Source organism: Lentzea tibetensis (assembly GCF_007845675.1).
Classification (GTDB): domain Bacteria; phylum Actinomycetota; class Actinomycetes; order Mycobacteriales; family Pseudonocardiaceae; genus Lentzea; species Lentzea tibetensis.
Genome location: NZ_VOBR01000013.1, coordinates 175318 through 195231, shown reverse-complemented (window position 1 = coordinate 195231; position 19914 = coordinate 175318). Strand labels below are relative to the sequence as shown.

At 70.4% G+C, this 19914-nt stretch carries 22 protein-coding genes and 1 pseudogene; 9 read left to right on the top strand and 14 right to left on the bottom strand.

The window, feature by feature from the left end:
• Positions 1–75 precede the first annotated feature (75 nt).
• Positions 76–593 (top strand): annotated as a pseudogene (locus tag FKR81_RS21655) (class I SAM-dependent methyltransferase).
• Positions 594–611: 18 nt separating this feature from the next.
• Here FKR81_RS21655 and FKR81_RS43655 read toward each other — a convergent pair.
• From FKR81_RS43655 to hisD, 4 genes are read right to left on the bottom strand one after another with little or no spacing between them, the layout of a single operon-like run.
• Positions 612–767 (bottom strand): hypothetical protein, encoded by a 156-nt coding sequence (locus FKR81_RS43655; RefSeq protein WP_186763095.1) that lies wholly within the window; start codon positions 765–767, stop codon positions 612–614.
• Entirely contained in the window at positions 767–1366 is a 600-nt protein-coding gene (gene hisB / locus FKR81_RS21650; RefSeq protein ID WP_146353926.1) for an imidazoleglycerol-phosphate dehydratase HisB, read from the bottom strand. Before hisB ends, FKR81_RS43655 begins: the two co-directional genes overlap by 1 nt.
• Complete coding sequence (locus FKR81_RS21645) at positions 1363–2469, bottom strand: histidinol-phosphate transaminase (RefSeq protein WP_186763100.1); 1107 nt, start codon at positions 2467–2469, stop codon at positions 1363–1365. Before FKR81_RS21645 ends, hisB begins: the two co-directional genes overlap by 4 nt.
• Entirely contained in the window at positions 2469–3782 is a 1314-nt protein-coding gene (gene hisD / locus FKR81_RS21640; RefSeq protein ID WP_146353925.1) for a histidinol dehydrogenase, read from the bottom strand. The genes FKR81_RS21645 and hisD overlap by 1 nt, the downstream gene beginning before the upstream one ends.
• 133 nt (positions 3783–3915) lie before the next feature.
• Here hisD and FKR81_RS21635 point away from each other — a divergent pair, with 133 nt between their 5' ends.
• The gene (locus FKR81_RS21635) at positions 3916–5205 is read left to right on the top strand and encodes a M14 family metallopeptidase (protein WP_146353924.1); all 1290 of its coding nucleotides are present in this window, start codon (positions 3916–3918) and stop codon (positions 5203–5205) included.
• Here FKR81_RS21635 and FKR81_RS21630 read toward each other — a convergent pair.
• Together FKR81_RS21630 and FKR81_RS21625 are read right to left on the bottom strand one after the other, a co-directional pair.
• Positions 5186–6316, bottom strand: coding sequence for an aminotransferase class V-fold PLP-dependent enzyme (locus tag FKR81_RS21630; protein WP_146353923.1), 1131 nt, complete (start codon positions 6314–6316; stop codon positions 5186–5188). The two genes, FKR81_RS21635 and FKR81_RS21630, sit on opposite strands and share 20 nt — an antisense overlap.
• A 39-nt stretch (positions 6317–6355) precedes the next feature.
• Positions 6356–7876, bottom strand: coding sequence for an ABC transporter substrate-binding protein (locus FKR81_RS21625; RefSeq protein ID WP_235921685.1), 1521 nt, complete (start codon positions 7874–7876; stop codon positions 6356–6358).
• A 29-nt stretch (positions 7877–7905) separates the two neighbouring features.
• On the opposite strand from FKR81_RS21625, the gene FKR81_RS21620 reads away from it, so the two are divergent.
• Both FKR81_RS21620 and FKR81_RS21615 read left to right on the top strand, forming a co-directional pair.
• A complete protein-coding gene (locus FKR81_RS21620) occupies positions 7906–8691 on the top strand; it encodes a carbon-nitrogen hydrolase family protein (protein WP_146353921.1) in 786 nt (261 codons plus the stop codon).
• Positions 8692–8714: 23 nt separating this feature from the next.
• Positions 8715–9104 (top strand): antibiotic biosynthesis monooxygenase, encoded by a 390-nt coding sequence (locus tag FKR81_RS21615; RefSeq protein ID WP_186763094.1) that lies wholly within the window; start codon positions 8715–8717, stop codon positions 9102–9104.
• Here the strand turns inward: FKR81_RS21615 and nadC are convergent.
• The 3 genes from nadC to nadA are packed head-to-tail and all read right to left on the bottom strand — an operon-like array spanning position 9092 to position 12589.
• Positions 9092–9952: a carboxylating nicotinate-nucleotide diphosphorylase gene (gene nadC / locus FKR81_RS21610; RefSeq protein WP_186763093.1), complete on the bottom strand. Its 861-nt coding sequence runs from the start codon at positions 9950–9952 to the stop codon at positions 9092–9094. The genes FKR81_RS21615 and nadC overlap by 13 nt on opposite strands.
• A gap of 10 nt (positions 9953–9962) precedes the next feature.
• The gene (locus tag FKR81_RS21605) at positions 9963–11579 is read right to left on the bottom strand and encodes an L-aspartate oxidase (protein WP_146353918.1); all 1617 of its coding nucleotides are present in this window, start codon (positions 11577–11579) and stop codon (positions 9963–9965) included.
• Positions 11576–12589 (bottom strand): quinolinate synthase NadA, encoded by a 1014-nt coding sequence (gene nadA, locus FKR81_RS21600; RefSeq protein ID WP_146353917.1) that lies wholly within the window; start codon positions 12587–12589, stop codon positions 11576–11578. The genes FKR81_RS21605 and nadA overlap by 4 nt, the downstream gene beginning before the upstream one ends.
• A gap of 99 nt (positions 12590–12688) precedes the next feature.
• Between nadA and FKR81_RS21595 the strand changes: the two genes are divergently transcribed.
• The 5 genes from FKR81_RS21595 (at position 12689) to FKR81_RS21575 (ending at position 17057) form a co-directional block, all read left to right on the top strand.
• The gene (locus FKR81_RS21595; RefSeq protein ID WP_146353999.1) at positions 12689–13357 is read left to right on the top strand and encodes an NUDIX hydrolase; all 669 of its coding nucleotides are present in this window, start codon (positions 12689–12691) and stop codon (positions 13355–13357) included.
• A 10-nt stretch (positions 13358–13367) separates the two neighbouring features.
• Entirely contained in the window at positions 13368–14048 is a 681-nt protein-coding gene (locus tag FKR81_RS21590; protein ID WP_146353916.1) for an LON peptidase substrate-binding domain-containing protein, read from the top strand.
• Positions 14049–14433: 385 nt separating this feature from the next.
• A complete protein-coding gene (locus FKR81_RS21585) occupies positions 14434–14979 on the top strand; it encodes a GNAT family N-acetyltransferase (protein ID WP_146353915.1) in 546 nt (181 codons plus the stop codon).
• 96 nt (positions 14980–15075) lie between these two features.
• On the top strand, positions 15076–16335 hold the full coding sequence (locus FKR81_RS21580) for an MFS transporter (protein ID WP_146353914.1): 1260 nt from the start codon (positions 15076–15078) through the stop codon (positions 16333–16335).
• A complete protein-coding gene (locus FKR81_RS21575; RefSeq protein WP_222598354.1) occupies positions 16332–17057 on the top strand; it encodes a putative hydro-lyase in 726 nt (241 codons plus the stop codon). The genes FKR81_RS21580 and FKR81_RS21575 overlap by 4 nt, the downstream gene beginning before the upstream one ends.
• Here FKR81_RS21575 and FKR81_RS21570 read toward each other — a convergent pair.
• The 5 genes from FKR81_RS21570 to bioD all read right to left on the bottom strand — a co-directional run bounded on the left by FKR81_RS21570 (position 17039) and on the right by bioD (position 19897).
• On the bottom strand, positions 17039–17221 hold the full coding sequence (locus FKR81_RS21570; RefSeq protein ID WP_146353913.1) for a hypothetical protein: 183 nt from the start codon (positions 17219–17221) through the stop codon (positions 17039–17041). The two genes, FKR81_RS21575 and FKR81_RS21570, sit on opposite strands and share 19 nt — an antisense overlap.
• Positions 17222–17239: 18 nt before the next feature.
• Positions 17240–17857, bottom strand: coding sequence for a DUF2567 domain-containing protein (locus FKR81_RS21565; RefSeq protein ID WP_146353912.1), 618 nt, complete (start codon positions 17855–17857; stop codon positions 17240–17242).
• A 10-nt stretch (positions 17858–17867) separates the two neighbouring features.
• Positions 17868–18071: a biotin synthase auxiliary protein BsaP gene (gene bsaP / locus FKR81_RS21560; protein WP_146353911.1), complete on the bottom strand. Its 204-nt coding sequence runs from the start codon at positions 18069–18071 to the stop codon at positions 17868–17870.
• A gap of 2 nt (positions 18072–18073) precedes the next feature.
• On the bottom strand, positions 18074–19090 hold the full coding sequence (gene bioB, locus FKR81_RS21555) for a biotin synthase BioB (protein ID WP_146353910.1): 1017 nt from the start codon (positions 19088–19090) through the stop codon (positions 18074–18076).
• 87 nt (positions 19091–19177) lie between these two features.
• Positions 19178–19897, bottom strand: coding sequence for a dethiobiotin synthase (gene bioD / locus FKR81_RS21550; protein WP_146353909.1), 720 nt, complete (start codon positions 19895–19897; stop codon positions 19178–19180).
• Positions 19898–19914 lie beyond the last annotated feature (17 nt).

Sequence of the window (19914 nt, the reverse complement as noted above, 5' to 3'; positions counted from 1 at the left end):
GAAGCAGGCTACGACCGGATCGCCCGGACGTACCTCGACTGGTGCGGGCAGTTCACCGACGAGGCCAGGCCCCGGATGCTCGCGGAGCTGATGGGCAGACTGGGCGAGCGGTCCCAGGTGCTGGAGCTCGGCTGCGGCGCCGGAATCCCCTGCACGCAAAGGCTTGCGGAGCGGCACGACGTGCTCGGCGTCGACCTCTCCGCCGCCCAGCTCGACCTGGCCAGGCGCCACGTGCCCGGCGCGCGCTTCGTCCAGGCGGACATGACCCCCTCGAGCTCGAGCCCGGCTCGTTCGACGCGGTCGCGGCGTTCTACAGCGTCCTGCACGTGCCGCGCGCCGAGCAGCCCGCGCTGTTCCGGAACGTCGCGTCGTGGCTGCGGCCGGGCGGATTGTTCCTCGCGGCACTGGGATCCGGCACGGACGACGTGCACACGACGTGGCTGGGCGCGCCGATGTTCTTCGGCAGCCACCCGCCACAGGTCAACCGAGAGCTGCTCGGGCTGGCCGGCTTCACCCTGCTCGTGGACGAGGTCGTGACGATGGCGGAACCCGAGGATCCCGCCACCTTCCACTGGGTGATCGGAACGGTCTGACTAGTGCCGTGACCGGCACTAGAGCAGCCAGAGCGCGGCGCCGGCCACCGCCAGCACGAACAGCACGCTGAGGACCACGGCCATCAGGCGGGCGGTCTTCCAGGTGGCGTACACGCCGCCCACCAGGAACCCCGCCACCGCCAGCAGTCCGATGACGACGACTTCCTTCGGCATTACAGGACGCCCTTGGTCGACGGGATGCCACCGACGCGCGGGTCCGGTTCGACGGCCGCGCGCAGTGCCCGCGCGATCGCCTTGAACTCGGCCTCCGCCACGTGGTGCGGGTCGCGGCCGTACTCGACGCGCACGTGCAGTGCGATCTGCGCGTGGAACGCCAGCGACTCGAACACGTGGCGGTTCAGCACGAACGGGTAGTTCCCGCCGATGGTGAACGTGTTGAACTGCTCGGGCTCGCCGCGGTGCACGCAGTACGGGCGGCCGGACACGTCGACCGCGGCGTGCGCCAGGGTCTCGTCCATGGGGATCCAGCAGTCGCCGAAGCGGCGGATGCCCGCCTTGTCGCCCAGCGCCTCGCGCAGCGCCTGGCCGAGCACGATCGCGATGTCCTCGACCGAGTGGTGCGCGTCGATCTCGACGTCACCGGTCGCGCGGACGATCAGGTCGAAGCAGCCGTGCACGCCGAACGCGGTCAGCATGTGGTCGTAGAACGGCACCCCGGTGCTGATCTCGACCTGACCGGTGCCGTCGAGGTCGATCTCGACGTACACCGACGACTCCTTGGTGGTCCGTTCCACCTTGCCGACACGGCTCACCGGCTGACCTCCTTGCTGGCCGCGAGGAAAGCGTCGTTCTCCTCGGGCGTTCCGATGGTCACCCGCAGGTGACCTGCGATTCCGACGTCCCTGATGAGCACGCCGTGCTCCACGTACTTGCGCCAGGCCGCCTTCGCGTCGGCGAACCAGCCGAACAGCACGAAGTTCGCGTCGCTCGGCACGACCTGGAAACCCATGTCCGCCAACGCTTCCACGACCCGGTCGCGCTCGGCGGCGAGCTTCGCGACCGAGCCGAGCGTCTCCCCGGCGTGCCGCAGCGACGCCCGTGCGGCGGCCTGCGTCAGCGAGGACAGGTGGTACGGCAGGCGCACGAGCTGCAGCGCGTCCACCACGGCGGGCGCGGCGGCCAGGTAGCCGAGGCGGCCACCGGCGAACGCGAACGCCTTGCTCATGGTGCGGCTGACGATCAGCTTCGACCCGTACTCGTCGAGCAGCCTGATGGCGCTCTCCTGCGACGAGAACTCCGCGTACGCCTCGTCGACGACGACGATCGCGGGCGCGGCCTCGATCAGCACGCGCAGGTCGGGAAGCGGGATCGACTGGCCCGTCGGGTTGTTCGGCGACGTCACGAACACGACGTCCGGGCGGTGCTCGGCCAAGATCTCCGCGGCACGCGCGACGTCCAGCGAGAAGTCCGCGCGGCGCGGCGTCGGCGCCCACTCGGTGCGCGTCCCCGCGGCGATGATCGGGTGCATCGAGTACGACGGCTCGAAGCCGAGCGCCGTGCGGCCCGGCCCGCCGAACGCCTGCAGTATCTGCTGGAGGATCTCGTTGGACCCGTTGGCGGCCCAGACGTTCTCCGACGTCAGCGTCACCCCGGTGTCCTCGGCGAGGTACGCGGCGAGGTCCTCGCGCAGCGCCACCGCGTCGCGATCCGGGTAGCGGTGCAGCTCGCCCGCGATCTCGGCGACCGCCGCCGTGACGTCCGCGACCAGTGCCTCGGTCGGCGGGTACGGGTTCTCGTTGGTGTTGAGCCGGTACGGCACGTCGAGCTGCGGTGCGCCGTAGGGCGTGCGGCCGCGCAGGTCCTCGCGCAGCGGCAGGTCGGTGAGCTCGACGCGCGCGCCGATGACTGGCTTGATCAACGGAACCTCGCCGTCACTGCCTGGCCGTGCGCGGGCAGGTCCTCGGCGTTCGCCAGCGCGACCACCTTGTCCGCCACGTCGCGGAGCGCTTCCTCGGAGTAGTCGATCACGTGGATGCCGCGCAGGAACGTCTGCACCGACAGTCCGGACGAGTGCCGCGCGCAGCCACCCGTGGGCAGCACGTGGTTCGAGCCCGCGCAGTAGTCGCCGAGAGACACCGGCGAGTGCGCGCCAACGAAGATCGCACCCGCGGACCGGACGCGGGCGGCGTCCTCGCGGGAGTTCGCGGTCTGGATCTCCAGGTGCTCCGCGGCGTACACGTCGACGACCCCGATACCTTCATCCACAGTGGACACCAGGACGGTGCCGGACTGCTTGCCCCGCAACGCGGTGCGAATGCGCTCGATGTGCTTGGTGGCACCGACCTGGCGCTCCAGCTCGGCGTCGACCGCGTCGGCCAGCTCCTCGGACGTGGTGACCAGCACCGAGGCGGCCAGCGTGTCGTGCTCGGCCTGGCTGATCAGGTCCGCGGCGACGTGCACCGGATCGGCCGTCTCGTCGGCCAGGATGGCGATCTCGGTCGGTCCTGCTTCGGAGTCGATGCCGATCAGCCCGCGCAGCAGGCGCTTCGCGGCCGTGAGGTAGATGTTGCCCGGTCCGGTCACGAGGTCGACCGGGGCCAGCTCGGCACCGTCGGTGTCCGTGCCGCCGTACGCGAGCAGCGCCACCGCCTGCGCGCCACCGACCGCCCACACCTCGGTCACGCCGAGCAGCGCGGCCGCGGCCAGGATCGTCGGGTGCGGCAGGCCGGCGAACTCGGCCTGCGGCGGCGAGCACACGACCAGCGACTCGACCCCCGCGATCTGCGCGGGCACGACGTTCATCACCACCGTCGACGGGTACACCGCGAGGCCGCCGGGCGCGTAGAGACCGACGCGCGCGACGGGCACCCACTTCTCGGTCACCGTGCCACCGGGCACGACCTGCGTGGTCGTGTCGGTGCGCCGCTGGTCCGCGTGGACCTTGCGGGTGCGCGCGATGGCCTCCAGCAGTGCTTCCCGCACCTCGGGATCCAGCTCGTCGAGCGCCTTCTTCAGCTCCGCTTCGGGCACCCGCACGGACGCGGGCCGGACCCGGTCGAACTGCTCCGTGTACTCCAGCACCGCGTCGACACCGCGCACGGCGACCGCGTCCACGACCGGGCGCACCTGATGCAGCACCGCGTCGACGTCCACCTCGGCGCGCGGCAGCGCGGCGCGCAGTTCGGCCGGTGACGTGGTGCGACCTCGCAGGTCGGTGCGGCTGAGCATGGCCTACAGCCTAAGCCAGGTTCGATTCTGTCAACTGTCAGCCCGCGATCGGCGCTATTCCAGTACGTCGCGGCGGCGCGACGCTGCGTAAGGCACCACTCCGTCGCAAACCCCTGCTGATGATGGAGGAGCAATGTCCACAGCACGCCGCGGCCTCGTGGCCGCAGTGGTCGGCGTCTGCCTGCCCCTGCTGGTAGGCACGAGCGCACCGATCCAGGCCGTCGGCTCGGGCCGCACGGTTTACGAGATCACCGTGAAGAACGTAGGACAGCTCAGGCAGGTCGTCCACACGGGCGCCGACCTGATCGACGAGACCACCAACGGGCCGGTGACCGTCATCGCCGCACCGGGTGAAGCTGTCGCGCTCCGGCACACCGGTCTGCCGATGAAGTACATCGGTGACGCCGAGGCCGAGTTCGCGAAGCTCGGCAAGGTCGACTTCAAGGACCCGGAGATCGGCGCGAAGGACTTCCCGTCCGGCTACACCGGCTACCACAACTTCGCGGAGATGACGTCCGAGCTGCAGAAGACGGCCTCCGACCACCCCTCGATCGCGAAGCTCTCCAGCATCGGCAAGTCGTTCCAGGGCCGCGACCTGTGGAACCTGAAGATCAGCGACAACGCCGGCACCGACGAGAACGAGCCCGAGGTCATCATCACGTGCAACCAGCACGCGCGTGAGCACCTGACCGTGGAGATGTGCCTGCACTTCATCCAGCGGCTGACCGACGGCTACACGACCAACTCGGCGATCAAGGCCCTGGTCGACTCCCGCGAGATCTGGGTCGTCTCCAGCGTCAACCCGGACGGCTCCGAGTACGACATCGCGACCGGTTCGTTCCGCGGCTGGCGCAAGAACCGCCAGGGCGCGGGCACCGACCTCAACCGGAACTGGGGCTACAAGTGGGGCTGCTGCGGCGGTTCCAGCGGCAGCACGTCCTCCGACACCTACCGCGGCCCGTCCGCGTTCTCCGCGCCGGAGACCGCGCGCATCCGCGACTTCGTGAACTCCCGCGTGGTCGGCGGCGTGCAGCAGATCAAGACGAACCTCGACTTCCACACGTTCTCCGAGCTGGTGCTGTGGCCGTTCGGCTGGACCTACAACAACACCGCGCCCGGACTGGACGCGAACGAGGAGCGGGCGTTCCGCACCCTCGGCACCCAGATGGCGTCGACCAACGGCTACACGCCGGAGCAGTCGAGCGACCTCTACATCACCGACGGCACCATCGACGACTGGATGTGGGGCCAGTACAAGATCTGGAGCTACACCTTCGAGATGTACCCGAGCAGCGGTGGCCTGAACGGCTTCTACCCGCGTGACACGGTCATCGCGGCGCAGACCGCCCGCAACGACCGCGCCACCGACATGTTCCTCCAGTACTCCGACTGCGTGAAGCGGGTCATCGGACAGACCTGCTGACCTCGTCGACGGCCTCGTCGATCTGGTCTTCGGTGACGAAGTAGTGCGGGGAAGCCCGCACTACTTCGTCGATGCCCCGCTTGGTCATGTCGAACAGCGTCGAGTTGAAGTCGCTGGTCGACACCGTGACGCCCGCGTCGTAGAGACGCCGCTTCACCTCACTCGCGCCCAGCCCGTCGACGGTGAACGTCACCAGCCCGGACTTGCGCACCCCGATGTCACGCACTTCTACGCCGTCGATGGCGCTGAGCCCGTCGCGCAGCCTCGTGGCGCGTTCCGCGATCTCCGCCTCGATCCTGCCGAGCCCCCGATCCAGCGCGTACCGGACGGCGGCGATCAGCCCGAGCCGGTCCGCGACGCTGCTCTCCCACAGCTCGAACACCCGCGCGTCGTCACGCAGCTCGATCTCGTTCGGCGCCACCCACGCGGCGCTGTGCATGTCGACCAGCCGCGGGTGCAGCCGCTCGCGCACCTCGTTGCGCACCATCAGCGCCCCCGTGCCGCGCGGCCCGCGCAGCCACTTGCGTCCGGTGAAGCTGAGCATGTCCGCTCCGGTGTCGCGCAGGTCCAGCTGACCCGCCGACTGGCACGCGTCCAGCAGCACCAGCGCGCCCACCTCGTGCGCCTTGTCCGCGATCTGCTTCGCCGGGTTGATCAGGCCGCTGTTGGTGGGGACGTGCACGATGGAGACGAGCTTCACCCGCTCGTCCAGCAGCTGCCCGAGCGCCTCCAGGTCCACCTGTCCACTGTGGTCGGACGGAACCACCTCGATGACCGCACCGGTCTCGTCGGCCCGCCTGAGCAGCGGCACCGCGTTGCCCGCGTACTCGACCTCGGTGACCAGGATGCGGTCACCGGCCTTCAGCGGCACCGCGTCGAACGCGGTGAGCCAGCTGCGGGTGGCGCTGTCGGTGAACGCGACCTCGTCCGGGCGGCAGCCGAGCAGCTCGGCCACCACGTCGTAGCCCTTCTCCAGGTCCTCCGCCCGTTCCTGGGCGGCCCGGTAGCCACCGATCTGGGCTTCGCGGCGCAGGTGCCCGATGACCTCGTCGAGCACCGGCTCCGGGGGCAACGACGATCCGGCGCTGTCGAGAAAGATCCGTTCGCTCACCTGGCCACTGTGCCACGAAGGGCGCCGGCGATCAGTCCGCTACTTGGGTTCCCACTTCTGGATGTTCCACCACGGGCCCCAGCCGAGTGCGCCGTACGAGCTCGGATCAACGACGGGCAGGTACCCGTTCCACTTGTCCCGCACGACGTACGAGTGCTCGGGAAACGCGAGCACGACCATGCAGGGCTCGACGACGTACGCGCGCTGGAACTGCTTGTAGGCCACCGCCCGCTGCCCAGGGTCGGTCAACCGCCGCCCGTCCTCCAACGCGACGTCGACCTGCGGATTCCCCTGCCCGCGCAGGTCGTAGAGCATGAGGTCGGCGTCGAACGGGTTGCCCTCACCGGACAGCAGGGCGTCCACACCCAACCGCGGCGTGATCGCCTCCCAGCTGAGCCCCGCGAGCTGCACGTCGACGCCGACCGCGCGGGCGTCGGCGGCGAACGCGGTGGCCAGGTCGGCGCGCAGATCGTCGCCGAGCGGGTACATGAGGGTGAAGCGGGCGGGTACGCCGTTGCGGGCGCGGATGCCGTCGGTGCCGCGCACCCAGCCCGCTACCTCGAGCTGGCGTTCGGCCTCGGTCTTGTCGTAGCGGAACTTGGCGGACGGCTCGAAGACCTCCGGCAGCGCCTCGGGCACCGGGGTGCTCGCGGCGGTGCCCTTGCCCTCCAGCAGGCTGTCGACGATGCCCTGGCGGTTGACCGCGTAGTTCAGCGCGATGCGCACCTCGCGGTTGCCGGTGACCGGGCCCGCGCCGGGCAGTGAGACGGCGCGGTAGTCGGCGCCGCGGTGGCTGAGGACCTGCAGGCCGGACTTGCCGGTGAAGCCGGCGGCGAGCTTGGGCGGCAGGACGGTGCCGTCGAACTCGCCGTCCTGCATGCGGCGCGCCCGCGTGTTGTCGTCGGCGACGAACACCACGGTCAGCTTCTTGATCTTCGGTTCGCCGTCGAAGTACCCCGCGTTGGACTCCAGCAGCAGGCGGTCGCCCTTCTTCCACTCCACGACCTTGTACGGGCCGGTGCCGATCGGCGGGACGTCCTTGCCGACGTGCTCGCTCGGCATCATGCCCAGGACGAGGAGGTGCGGGAACGCGGCGTGCGGCTGGGTCAGGGCGAACCGGACGGTGGACGGGTCGACCTGCTCGACGGCCTTCAGCGTGCTGAACGACGTGCGCGCGGTCGAGCCGACGGCCGGGTCGAGCATCGCCTGGTAGGTGGCGACGACGTCCTCGGCGCCGAACGCGGAGCCGTCGGTGAACTTCACGTCGCCGCGCAGCTTGACGGTCCAGGTCAGGCCGTCGACGGACGGGACGGGCTCGTCCGCGGCCAGCTGCGGGCGCAGGCTGCCGTCCTGGCGGTGCTCGACCAGGCCGTCGTAGATCTTCGACGCGCCCTGCCTGCCGTAGCCGAACAGCGGGTTCAGCGTGGTCGGCTCGTCGCGGTCGGCGAGGACGATCGACTGACCTGTCGTGTCGGGGTTGCCGTCCGGCGCCGAGTTGTCCGTGCAGCCCGCCACCACGAGGGCGGCGCCGAGCAGAACAGGCGGCAACAGGGAGGGCACGATCGCTGACACTACCTAGAGTGGTCCTCATGCGTATCGCGGTGTGCCAGATCAGCTCGACGACCTCGCCTGCCGAGAACCTCGACCAGGTGCGATCCTCCGTGGCGCGCGCTGCCGCCGAAGGTGCGCGCGTGGTGCTGTTCCCCGAGGCCACGATGTGCCGCTTCGGCGTGCCGCTCGGTCCGGTCGCCGAGCCGTTGGACGGACCGTGGGCGTCCGCGGTGCGCGCGACCGCCCGAGAGCACGGCGTCGTCGTCATCGCCGGGATGTTCACCCCGTCCGGCGACCGCGTGACGAACACGCTGCTGGTCACCGGCGAGGACGTGCACACCGGGTACGACAAGATCCACCTGTTCGACGCGTTCGGGTTCGCCGAGTCGCGCACCGTCGCGCCCGGCTCCGAGGTCGTGACGATCGACGTCGACGGCACCACGCTCGGCGTCGCCACCTGCTACGACATCCGGTTCCCCGAACTGTTCCGCGCGCTCGCGGACAAGGGTGCGACGGCCGTGCTGCTCGGTGCGTCGTGGGGTGCGGGGCCGGGCAAGCGCGAGCAGTGGGAGCTGCTGGTGCGGGCGCGGGCGCTGGACTGCACGTCGTGGGTCGTCGCGTGCGGCCAGGCGTATCCCGGTGATCTCGGCAGCACCGCGCCCACGGGAATCGGGTACAGCACGGTCGCCGGTCCGCTGGGCGACGTCGTGACGCAGCTCGGCGCCGAGCCTGGCACCGCGATCGTCGACATCGACACCGAATCGGTCGCGGAAGCGCGCAAAGTGCTGCCGGTGCTGGCAAACCGGGTGTTGACCTCGAGTTAAGTCGAGGTCGGAGGATGATCGGCATGACGATTCCCGCTGGCATCACCCGTGACCACATCGACGGCTTCGAGCTCTACCGCGGCGCCGTGAACGAAGACAAGACCCCCGGCTGCGTCGTGCTGGTGCACGTCGACACCGAGAACCGGGACGTCGCCCAGAAGTGGGTGGACGCCGTGTTCCACGCGATCGAGACCGACCCCGAGCTCCCGCGCGAGGAGGGCGTCTCCGCGCACTTCCACATCCGCGAGGACGGCAGGCACGTCATCAACTACGCGGAGTGGGTCAGCGAGGAGGGCCACATCGCGGCGCTCGAGGCAGCCGGGCCCGGCGTCGGCTCGGACACGCCGGAGTGGCGCCGGGTGCAGAACTTCCCCGGTGTCACCCCGGCGGGGTTCGAGCGCTACCGCGTCTGACGCAGGTCGAGGCCGAGGTCGAGCGCGGGCGACGAGTGCGTCAGCCCGCCGACGGCCAGGTAGTCGACACCCGTCTCGGCGTACGCGCGAGCCACGTCGAGCGTGAGGCCGCCGGACGCCTCCAGCCGCACGCCGTTCGCGCGCTGCACGGCCAGCGCGCACTGCGCGGGCGTGAAGTTGTCCAGCAGCACCAGCTTCGCGCCCTCGGCGACCGCCTCGTCGAACTGCTCCAGGCTGTCCACCTCGACCTCGCACTCCAGGTGCGGCGCGCGCTCGCGGACGGCCCTGATCGCGGCGCCGACCGATCCGGCCGCGGCGACGTGGTTGTCCTTGATCAGCACCGCGTCGCCGAGGCCGAGGCGGTGGTTCACGCCGCCGCCGCACCGCACCGCGTACTTCTGGAGCAAACGCAGGCCCGGCAGCGTCTTGCGCGAGTCGCGGACGCGCGCACCGGTGCCCTCGACCGCCTCGACCCACACGGCTGTGGCGGTCGCGATGCCGGATAGGTGGCAAACGAGGTTCAGCGCGGTCCGCTCGGCGGTCAGCAGGCCGCGCACCGGGCCGCGCAGCACGAGCGCGGGCTCGCCGGGCACGGCCTTGTCGCCGTCCCGCTGCTCGGACAGCACCTCGACGTCGCCGAGCACGGTGCGGAACACCTCCAGCGCCACCGGGACGCCGGCCAGCACACCGCCGTGGCGCGGAGTGATCTCCGCGATCGCCACGGCGTCCGGCGGCACCGTGGACGCGGTCGTGGCGTCCGGCCCGTACCGCAGGTCCTCTTCGAGCGCGGTCCGGATGACCCGCCGCGCGTCCTCCCAGTCAATGCTCACAGCCACTCCAACTCGCATCGCATTCGGGTCAGGCCACGCCGCGGGCCATCACCGGGTCGGCCAGCACGGGCTGCCCGGTCGGCGTGAGCCGCACGACCTGGCTGTGCTGCCACGCCTCGTCCCGCACCGGGAAGTCCGTGCGCACGTGGCAGCCGCGCGACTCGGTGCGCTCGGCGGCGGCCGCGATCAAGGCGCGCGCCGCCATGGTGAGCGCCGCGTCCTCCACCAGCTCCCGCGTGTCGAGCACCCGGTCCACCGCGGACACGTCCAGCACCGAGCCGACCACGGCCAGGCCTTCGGCGTCCCGGCCGATCGCCGCGTACCGCGACATGACGCGCTGCAACAGGTCCCGGTCCGCCACGGGCGCGACCAGCAGCACCGGCGTCATCACCCGCGGCTCGGCCAGCAGCCCGACGGCCAGGTCGGCGGCCACCGCCTCGGCGGCGCGTTCACCGCACACCAGGCCTTCCAGCAAGCTGTTGGACGCCAGCCGGTTCGCACCGTGCAGACCGGTCCGCGCGACCTCGCCCGCCGCGTACAACCCGGTCACCCCGGTACGGCCGTCCACAGTGGACACCACGCCACCGCACGCGAAGTGGGCAGCGGGCGCGACCGGGATCGGGTCGTGCGCGGGGTCCACGCCCGCCGCGAGGCACGCGGCATGCACGGTCGGGAAGCGGGAAGCCATGTCGTGCAACGAGGTCGCGTCGAGGAACACGTGGTCGTCGACGCCACCTGGCTCGAGCGCCATGTGCCGGGTGATCGCCGCCGCGACGACGTCACGCGGCGCCAGGTCCTCCAGCGGGTGCACGCCCTTCATCACGCGCGCGCCGGTCGCGTCGACCAGCACGGCGCCCTCACCGCGCACCGCCTCGGTCACCAGCGGACACCGGCCGCGTGCGCCGCGGCCGGTGTACAGGACGGTCGGGTGGAACTGCACGAACTCGACGTCCGCCGCCACCGCACCGGCGCGCAACGCCAGCGCCAGCCCGTCACCCGTCGCGACCGACGGGTTCGACGTCGCCTGGTACATCTGGCCGAGGCCACCGGTCGCCAGCAGCACGGCGGGTGCGCCGAGCACGCCGGGCACGCCGTTGCCGTCCAGCACCAGCAGGCCGCACACCGCGCCCAGCGGGGTGCGCAGCGCGTCGACCGCGACGTGGTTCTCCAGCAGCGGAACGCGTCCGTCCACAGTGGCCTTCAGCAGCGCGCGCTCGACCTCGGCGCCGGTCGCGTCACCACCGGCGTGCACGACGCGGAACGCGCTGTGCCCGCCTTCCCGCGTGCGCTCCAGCGTCCCGTCGGGGGATGCGTCGAACACCGCGCCGAGAGCGCGCAGGCGGGTCACCGCGGCCGGGCCGTCGGCGATGATCGTCGTGACCGCGACGTCCTCGCACAGGCCGGCACCGGCGACGAGCGTGTCCTCGATGTGGCGCGCGACCGTGTCGCCGGGCTCGTGCTCGTCCGGCAGCACGACGGCAACGCCGCCCTGCGCCCAGCGCGTGTTGCCGTCGTCGCCGGACGCCTTCGTCACGACCAGCACCCGCAGGCGCAGCTCGTGGGCCCGCAGCGCGGCGGTCAGGCCGGCGACACCGGTGCCGACCACGATCAGGTCAGCACGCGCCTCCCAGCGCGGCGCGGTCATTCCCCGCCGCCGGGCTGACCGATCTCGATCATGCGCTGCACCGCGCCCTGCGCCTTGCGCGCCGTCTCCAGGTCGACGTGCACCTCGTCGAGACCGTCGCGCACGCAGCGCAGCAGCGCGGCCGGCGTGATCATCTTCATGTAGGTGCACGACGCGCGGTCGTTGACGGCGCGGAAGTCGATCTCCGGCGCGGCCTTGCGGAGCTGGTGCAGCATGCCGATCTCGGTCGCCACGAGCACCGACTTGGCCTTCGTGCTGCGCGCGGCGACGACCATGTCACCGGTCGAGAGGATCTTGACCTTCTCCGCGGGGACGATGCCCTCACCGGCGAGGTAGAGCGCGCTCGTCGCGCACCCGCACTCGGGGTGGATGAACAGGTCGGCCTCGGGGTTGTCCGCCGCGCGCTCGGCCAGCTCGGGGCCGTTGATGCCCGCGTGGACGTGGCACTCGCCCGCCCAGATGTGCATGTTCTCGCGGCCGGTCTCGCGCTTGACGTGCGCGCCGAGGAACTGGTCCGGCAGGAACAGCACCTCGCGGTCCGCGGGGATCGAGCGCACGACGTCCACGGCGTTGGACGAGGTGCAGCAGATGTCCGTCTCCGCCTTCACCTCGGCGGTCGTGTTCACGTACGACACGACGACGGCGTTGGGGTACTGGGCCTTCCACTCGCGCAGCTGCTCGCCGGTGATCGAGTCCGCGAGCGAGCAGCCCGCGCGCTCGTCCGGGATGAGCACCGTCTTGTCCGGGGAGAGGATCTTCGCCGTCTCCGCCATGAAGTGCACGCCGCAGAAGATGATCGTGCTCGCGTCGCTCTGCGCCGCGATGCGGCTGAGCGCCAGCGAGTCACCCGTGTGGTGCGCGATGTCCTGGATCTCGGGCAGCTGGTAGTTGTGCGCCAGGATGACGGCATCGCGCTCCTTCGCGAGGCGCAGCACCTCCTCCCGCCACGCGGCGTCCGGCTCGACTCCACCGAACACACCGGACGCGGTCCGCTCTACCACCGCCGTCATCGCTGCCTCCTCAACCAGGGTTTTCGCCTATCGGTCGAAAACGTGGTCGATAGTATCAGCCGAGTGGGTAGCGCGGGGCATGAGGTTCTGGCCGCAGTTCTGCAGGTGAGAGCGGGATCACTCCAGGTCATGCTCTGGCGGCGCGCTCGGGAGCCGCACGCTCACCGCTGGTCACTGCCGGGTGGAGGGCTCCGTCCCGACGAGGACGTCGAGACCTCGATCCGCCGTCAGCTGGCCGAAAAAGTGGACGTGAGACAGCTGTCACACGTCGAACAACTGGCCGTCTTCAGCGCGCCGGACCGCGTGCCCGGAGAACGAACGGTCGCCACCGCGTTCCTGGGTCTGGTGCCGTCCGACATCGACCCGATCGTGCCCGACGACACGGGGTGGCACCCGGTCGACGCACTGCCCACGACGGCGTTCGACCACGAGGCGATCGTGCACCGCGCGCGGCACCGCCTCGGCGCCAAGTTGTCGTACACCAACCTCGGATTCGCCTTGGCACCACCGGAGTTCACGATCTCCGCGCTGCGCGAGCACTACTCCGCCGCACTCGGTTACCGCGTGTCCGCGACCAACCTGCAACGCGTGCTCTCGCGCCGCGGTTTGCTGGAACCAACAGGCGGAACCGCTCCCCCGGGCCCCTCCGGCGGCCGCCCCGCCGCGCTCTTCCGTTTCAGCGCAAGGGGAATCCTCGTGACCGATCCGTTCGCCGTGTTGAGACCGCCGGGGACCGGCCGTCCGGCAGGCGCGTCCGGCACGCCGTAACGTGGAGCTCGTGGCCGAGACGCTTCCGCTCTTCCCCCTGGGCACCGTGCTGCTGCCCGGAGCGTCACTGCCGCTGCACATCTTCGAGCCGCGCTACCGCCAGCTGACCGTCGACCTGATGTCCGGCACGCTGTCCGGCCGCAGGTTCGGCGTCGTGTGCATCAAGCAGGGCTGGGAAGTCGGCCTCGACAACGTCGACTCGATGCACGACATCGGCTGCTCCGCGGTCCTGCTGGAGGCCAGGCGCCTGGACGACGGCCGCTACGACATCGTCGCGCGCGGCGAGCGCCGGTTCCGCGTGCTGGACGTCGACTCCTCCAGCGCCCCCTACCTCATCGGCAAGGTCGAGTGGCTGGAAGACGAACCGGTGCCCGAGGCGGCGCTGGAGGTCGTCCCGCTGCTGGTCGACGGGGCGCGGGGTGCGCACCGGCGGTACTGCTCGGCCGCGTGGAAGCCCGAGGACTGGTCCGAGCCCGATGCCGACACGCCGCTCGGTGACCTGTCGTACGTCATCGCGGCCGACTGCCTGTTGCCGGTCGAGGATCGCCAGCGACTGCTGGAGGAATCCTCTCCCGCGCGGCGGTTGCGGCTGGTGCGGAAGATGCTCGGGCGGGAGACCGGGATCCTCGGCGCACTGCGGGCGGTGCCGGTGCCGCTGACCGAGTTCGGGCACGTGCCCAACCCCAACTGAGCACCCGGAATTGTCAGACCCAGCTGGGAGAATGAGAACCGGGGGACCCCCTGGCGGGGACGCCCGCGTTGCGTTGTTCGGAAAGCCCGTGCACAACCGGCCACCGACCGGCCACAAGAGGAACGCGCCGGTTGCCGGCGGAGTGCACACACAGCAACTGCGGGCCGACACACGAACTGCTCGGCCCCAGACCGGCGTCCTAGGCGCACCACGAGCCGTACCAATGCCGCTGGCCGAGTTCGGTCACGCGCCCACCTCAGCACCCAGAATTGTCAGACCCAGCTGGGAGAATGAGAACTGGGGGACCCCCAGCGGGGACGCCCGCGACGCGCTGCGCAGGCGTGAGTCATGATCGAGGCATGACGCACTTCTGGGGGCAGCGCTGATGTACGCGATCTCACTGGGTGCCGACGGCGCCGAGCTCCGCTCGCTCGAACCGTGGCAGGCGGAGGAGTTCCTCACCCACATGAACCGCGGCCGCGAGTTCATCGGCCAGTACATCTCCTTCCCGGACGCCGCGACGGATCTGGAGTCGAGCCGGAAGCTCCTCCAGTCGTACGCGGACAAGGCCGCCATCGACACCGGCCGCATCTGGGGCATCTGGACGGACCGCCTGGTCGGCGGCGTCCTCTTCCGCACGTGGGACGTCCAGCGCGGCGTCGCCGAAGCGGGCTGCTGGCTCGAGCCGGACGCCGCGGGCAAGGGCCTGGTCACCAGAGCGGTGCGGGTCATCATCGACTGGGCCGTGCACGAACGCGGCATCCACCGGGTCGAGTGGCACGTCTCCTCGGCCAACGAACCCAGCATCGCCGTCGCCAAGCGGCTCGGCATGACCAAGGACGGCGTGCTGCGCGAGAGCTACCCGTATCGGGGCGAGCGGCACGACATGGAGGTCTGGTCGGTCCTCGCGACCGAGTGGAGACGAGTCTGAGGGATCGTTGAATTGCCCTCTTGTCGGATTGTTGAACAATCTCTACTGTGAGGTGGACAACACCGTCGGTCACCCTCCTGGCTGCGAGGTGCACCCATGAGCACGAACACAACCACCGAGGACACGAGGCCGTTCGCCTGGTTCCGCACGCTCGGCCGCAACGGCAAGCGGGCGTTCATCGGCGCGTTCGGCGGCTACGGGCTGGACTCCTACGACTACTGGGTCCTGCCGCTGAGCCTGGTCGCCATCACGTCGTACTTCGGCATCACCAAGGGGCAGGCTGGTCTGCTCGGCACGGCGACGCTGCTGCTGAGCGCGATCGGCGGCGCGGTCGCCGGCGTCATGGCCGACCGGCTCGGCCGCTCGAAGACCCTGATGATCACGGTCGGGATGTACGCGCTGTTCACGGTGCTGTGCGGCTTCGCGTGGAGCTACGAGTCGCTGCTGGTGTTCCGCGCGCTGCAGGGCCTCGGCTTCGGCGGTGAGTGGGCGGCCGGCGCCATCCTGGTCGCCGAGTACTGCAAGCCGCAGTACCGGGGCCGGACGGTCGCGTTCATCCAGAGCGCCTGGTCCGTCGGCTGGGGTCTCGCGGTCATCGCCTACACGCTGGTGTTCATGTTCGCCGACGCGGACAGCGCGTGGCGCATCATGTTCTGGACCGGCGCGCTGCCCGCGCTGCTGATCTTCTACGTGCGCCGCAACGTGCAGGACGCGCCCGAGGTCACCAAGCGCCGCGAGGAGAGCCCGATCAGGGGCTCGTTCAAGAAGATCTTCCAGGGCGAGGTCGGCCGCAAGACGTTCTTCCTGGCACTGCTGGCGACCGGCGTGCAGGGCGGTTACTACACGCTCGCGACGTGGCTGCCGGCGTACCTCAAGACCGAGCGTCACCTGACCGTCGTCGGCACCGGCGGGTACCTGGCGTTCCTGATCGTGGGCGCGTTCGTCGGCTACGTCAGCGGCGGCTACCTGACGGACTACCTGGGGCGCAAGAAGACCTTCACGGTGTTCGCACTGGCCAGCGCGGTGCTCATCATCGCCTACACGCAGATCCCGACCGGCGCGAACACGCTCGTGCTGTTCCTCGGGTTCCCGCTCGGCTTCTGCATGTCCGCGATCTTCAGCGGGTTCGGCAGCTACCTCGCCGAGAACTACCCGGACGACCTGCGCGGCACCGGGCAGGGCTTCACCTACAACTTCGGCCGCGCGTTCGGCGCGGTGTTCCCCGGACTCGTCGGGTTCCTCGCGGAGAGCTGGGGCATCGGCGGTGCCATGGTGTTCGCCGCGGTCGCGTACGGCGTCGCCGTGCTGGCGCTGATCCCGCTGCCCGAGACCGCGAACCAGAAGCTGCCGTCGTGACGACCTCCGGACTCGCACCCGGCTACGCGCAGGCGAATCTGATCGCGGTGCCGAGAGACTGGGCGTACGACGTTCTCCTGTTCGCGCAACGGAACCCGAAGCCGTGCCCGTTGCTGGACGTCACGGACGCGGGCGCCACCACCACGGAGCTCAAGCCGGACGCGGATCTGCGCACGCACATCCCGCGCTACCGCGTCTGGCACGACGGCGAGCTGACGCACGCGCCGACGGATGTCACCGAGTACTGGCGCGACGACCTGGTCTCGTTCCTCATCGGCTGCAGCTTCACGTTCGAGACGGCACTGCGAGAGGCAGGCGTGCCGCTGCGGCACGTCGACCAGGGCCGGAACGTGGCGATGTACCTGACGAACAGGGAGTGCCGTCCGGCGGAGCGGATGCACGGCCCGCTGGTGGTGTCGATGCGGATGATCCCGGAGTCCCTTGTGGACACCGCCGTCCGCACGAGTGGCCTGATGCCCGCGGTGCACGGGGCACCGGTGCACGTCGGCGATCCCGGCGAACTGGGGATCAAGGACCTGGAGAGCCCGGACTTCGGCGACCCCGTCGAACCGGAACCCGGTGACGTACCGGTGTTCTGGGCGTGCGGGGTCACACCGCAGGCCGCGCTGATGGCGTCACGGCCACCGTTCGCGATCACGCACGCGCCGGGTCAGATGTTCATCACGGACGTGCCGGACAAGGCCTACTTGAACCAGCCGTAGATGAGACCGCCGACGAAACCCATCGGCAGGAGGATCAGCCCTGGCGCGCCGACGGACAGCTGCATCTCGCCCTTGATGACGAACTGCGCCAGCAGGACGAGCAGGAGACCGGGCAGCGCACCGATCACCGCGAACTTCAAGGCGTTCTTCAGCTTCTCCGGCATCCGCCAAGGATGCACCCGTCAACCGAGCCTGCGCCCCAGATCGTCCAAACCGTTCCACGCGGCGCAGCAGCCGTAGGCCAGCGCGGTGGCCAGCGGCCAGGCCAGCAGCCCCCACCAGGTCTCCAGGGTGGGGGCCGCGGCCACCACCTGGTTGATCTTGAGGTCGGCCGGGATCGCGTAGATGCCCGCGGCGGAACCCAGCCCGGTCGTCTGCGCGACCCACGCGGCACCCAGCGAGCCGAACGTCGCCGCCAGCATGATCACCGGGCCGCGGCGCTGGCGCATCAGCCACATGCCGATGCCGGTCACCAGGCCGATGCCGAGCCCGACCATCACGAACACCATCAGCGCATCGAGCCGGTGGTAGCTCTCCAGCCCGACCGGGAACGGCTTGCCGTTCTCCAGGATGATCTTGTTCTGCGGCGGCGCGAGCCGCGCCCACAGCCAGCCGGCCGGCATGCCCAGCAACGGGATCGTGAACAGCACGGCGACCGCGGGCAGCAGGTCGCGCTTGATCACGACCCGCGGACGCGCCCGCACGAAGTGGTAGACGTACTGGACCTCGGGCTGGACTTCGGGCTGCGGTTCACCGACCGGGGCGGGGTCGATGCGAACCGGTGCAGCCTTCTCTTCCATTCGCCAGAGGTTACCGGGCCGAGGTGATCTCGCCGTGACGGCTGCACCGTGCCGTCCAGCCACCGGGTGTCACCTGGACGACCATCCGGCGAGCGCACTCGGCGCAGTACCGCGGCGGGTCGATCATCGACAGCCGCCGCTGGCACGCCGCGTGGTCGCCCTCGTCGGACGACTTGCCGCAGAACTGGCAGAACTTCGCGCTCACGACGGACATTGTCACAGGGTCTGGCTCAGCGCCTTGATGGGCATGTTGAGGTCGGTCAGCATGTCCAGGTCCTGCTGCGCCGGACGACCGAGGTTCGTCAGGTAGTTGCCGACGATGATCGCGTTGATGCCGCCGAGCATGCCCTGCTTGGCGCCCAGGTCGCCGAACGTCAGCTCACGGCCGCCCGCGAAGCGCAGGATCGTGCGGGGCAGCGCCAGCCGGAACGCGCCGACCGCGCGCAGGGCATCGGGGCCCTCGACGACCGGGTAGTTCTCGTACGGCGTGCCGGGGTTCGGGATGAGGAAGTTGAGCGGCACCTCGTCCGGCTGCAGCGAGGCCAGCTGCACCGCGAACTCGGCGCGCTGCGCGAGGGTCTCCCCCATGCCGATGATGCCGCCGCAGCAGACCTCCATGCCCGCCTCGCGGACCATCCGCAGCGTGTCCCAGCGCTCCTCCCAGGAGTGCGTGGTGACGACGCTCGGGAAGTGCGAGCGGGCGGTCTCCAGGTTGTGGTTGTAGCGGTGGCAGCCCATCTCGACGAGCTCGTCGACCTGCTCCTGCGTGAGCATGCCGAGCGAGCAGGCGATCTGGATGTCGTTGCCGTCAGCGCGGATGGCCTTGATGCCGTCGCGCACCTGCGAGAGCAGCCGCTTGTCCGGGCCGCGCACGGCCGCGACGATGCAGAACTCGGTCGCGCCGGTGTCGCGGGTCTGCCGAGCCGCGCGCACCAGGCCGGGGATGTCGAGCCAGGCCGACCGCACGGGCGACGGGAACTGGCCGGACTGAGAGCAGAAGTGGCAGTCCTCCGGGCAGCCGCCGGTCTTGAGGCTGACGATGCCCTCGACCTCGACCTCGGGCCCGCACCAGCGCTCGCGGACCTCGTGCGCCAGTGCCAGCAGGTCGGCGATGCGCTCGTCCGGCAGCTCGAGGACCTGCAGCACCTGCTGCTCGTCGAGTCCGACACCACGCTCGAGCACCTGCTCACGGGCGGCGTCCAACACATCGATCTGCTCGGGAGCTGCGGTCACGACTTTCTCCTCCACGGGTGCGGCTTGCAGAGCAGTTTGCCTCACGACGCCGGTGCTGTCGGGGCGACGAATGTCACTGCCTGATCGTCAATGTGTGGCGTACTGCCCGGTGAAGTTCTCCGGGTCGAAACAACCACCGAACCACGGCGAGAGCGACCGCTTGGCGACCGGCAGGAAGTCTTCCCTGCTCAACAGGGGTGCGCCGGCCGGAAGAGCGCCCAGCAACGGGCCTCCGGCCGCCTCCGGCAGGTCCACCAGGTTGCACAGCGTGGCGAGGTCCGGGTCCTCCGGCCAGCGGCCGACGACCACCCCGACGGCCTCCAGGCCGCGCCTGAGCAGGGCCTCGGCCGTGAGCGCCGTCATGTTCAGCGTGCCGAGCCCGGCGTGCGCGACGACCAGGACGGGCGCGTTCACCGCCCAGGCCACGTCCGCGATCGTGGAGCCCTCGTCGTCGAACCGGACCAGCAGGCCGCCCGCGCCCTCGACCAGCACGAGGTCGTGGTTCTCCTCCAGCTCGACGATCTCCGCCGCCACGTCCTTCGGGTGCACGGTCGGCATCCCGCAGCGGCGCGCGGCCGTGGCGGGCGCCAGCGGTTCGGGGTAACGGCGCAGCTCACGCGCGGTGACCGGGCCCGCGAGGCGGACGACCTCGTCGATGTCCCCCGGTTCGCCCGGCAGCAGACCCGTCTGCGCGGGCTTGAGCACCGCGACCCGTCTGCCTTCGGCGGCTGCCACAGCGGCCATCGCCGCGGTGACGGCCGTCTTGCCGACCTCGGTCCCGGTACCAGTGATCACGAGCACGCTCACGGAGCCTTACCCTATGC

Bases quoted from the DNA above. Each gene is read 5' to 3' on its own strand.
- FKR81_RS43655 (WP_186763095.1), bottom strand. From the start codon at position 767: ATGCCGAAGGAAGTCGTCGTCATCGGACTGCTGGCGGTGGCGGGGTTC.
- hisD (WP_146353925.1), bottom strand. From the start codon at position 3,782: ATGCTCAGCCGCACCGACCTGCGAGGTCGCACCACGTCACCGGCCGAA.
- FKR81_RS21635 (WP_146353924.1), top strand. From the start codon at position 3,916: ATGTCCACAGCACGCCGCGGCCTCGTGGCCGCAGTGGTCGGCGTCTGC.
- FKR81_RS21620 (WP_146353921.1), top strand. From the start codon at position 7,906: ATGCGTATCGCGGTGTGCCAGATCAGCTCGACGACCTCGCCTGCCGAG.
- FKR81_RS21615 (WP_186763094.1), top strand. From the start codon at position 8,715: ATGACGATTCCCGCTGGCATCACCCGTGACCACATCGACGGCTTCGAG.
- nadC (WP_186763093.1), bottom strand. From the start codon at position 9,952: ATGCGAGTTGGAGTGGCTGTGAGCATTGACTGGGAGGACGCGCGGCGG.
- FKR81_RS21605 (WP_146353918.1), bottom strand. From the start codon at position 11,579: ATGACCGCGCCGCGCTGGGAGGCGCGTGCTGACCTGATCGTGGTCGGC.
- nadA (WP_146353917.1), bottom strand. From the start codon at position 12,589: ATGACGGCGGTGGTAGAGCGGACCGCGTCCGGTGTGTTCGGTGGAGTC.
- FKR81_RS21585 (WP_146353915.1), top strand. From the start codon at position 14,434: ATGTACGCGATCTCACTGGGTGCCGACGGCGCCGAGCTCCGCTCGCTC.
- FKR81_RS21580 (WP_146353914.1), top strand. From the start codon at position 15,076: ATGAGCACGAACACAACCACCGAGGACACGAGGCCGTTCGCCTGGTTC.
- FKR81_RS21570 (WP_146353913.1), bottom strand. From the start codon at position 17,221: ATGCCGGAGAAGCTGAAGAACGCCTTGAAGTTCGCGGTGATCGGTGCG.
- FKR81_RS21565 (WP_146353912.1), bottom strand. From the start codon at position 17,857: ATGGAAGAGAAGGCTGCACCGGTTCGCATCGACCCCGCCCCGGTCGGT.
- bsaP (WP_146353911.1), bottom strand. From the start codon at position 18,071: ATGTCCGTCGTGAGCGCGAAGTTCTGCCAGTTCTGCGGCAAGTCGTCC.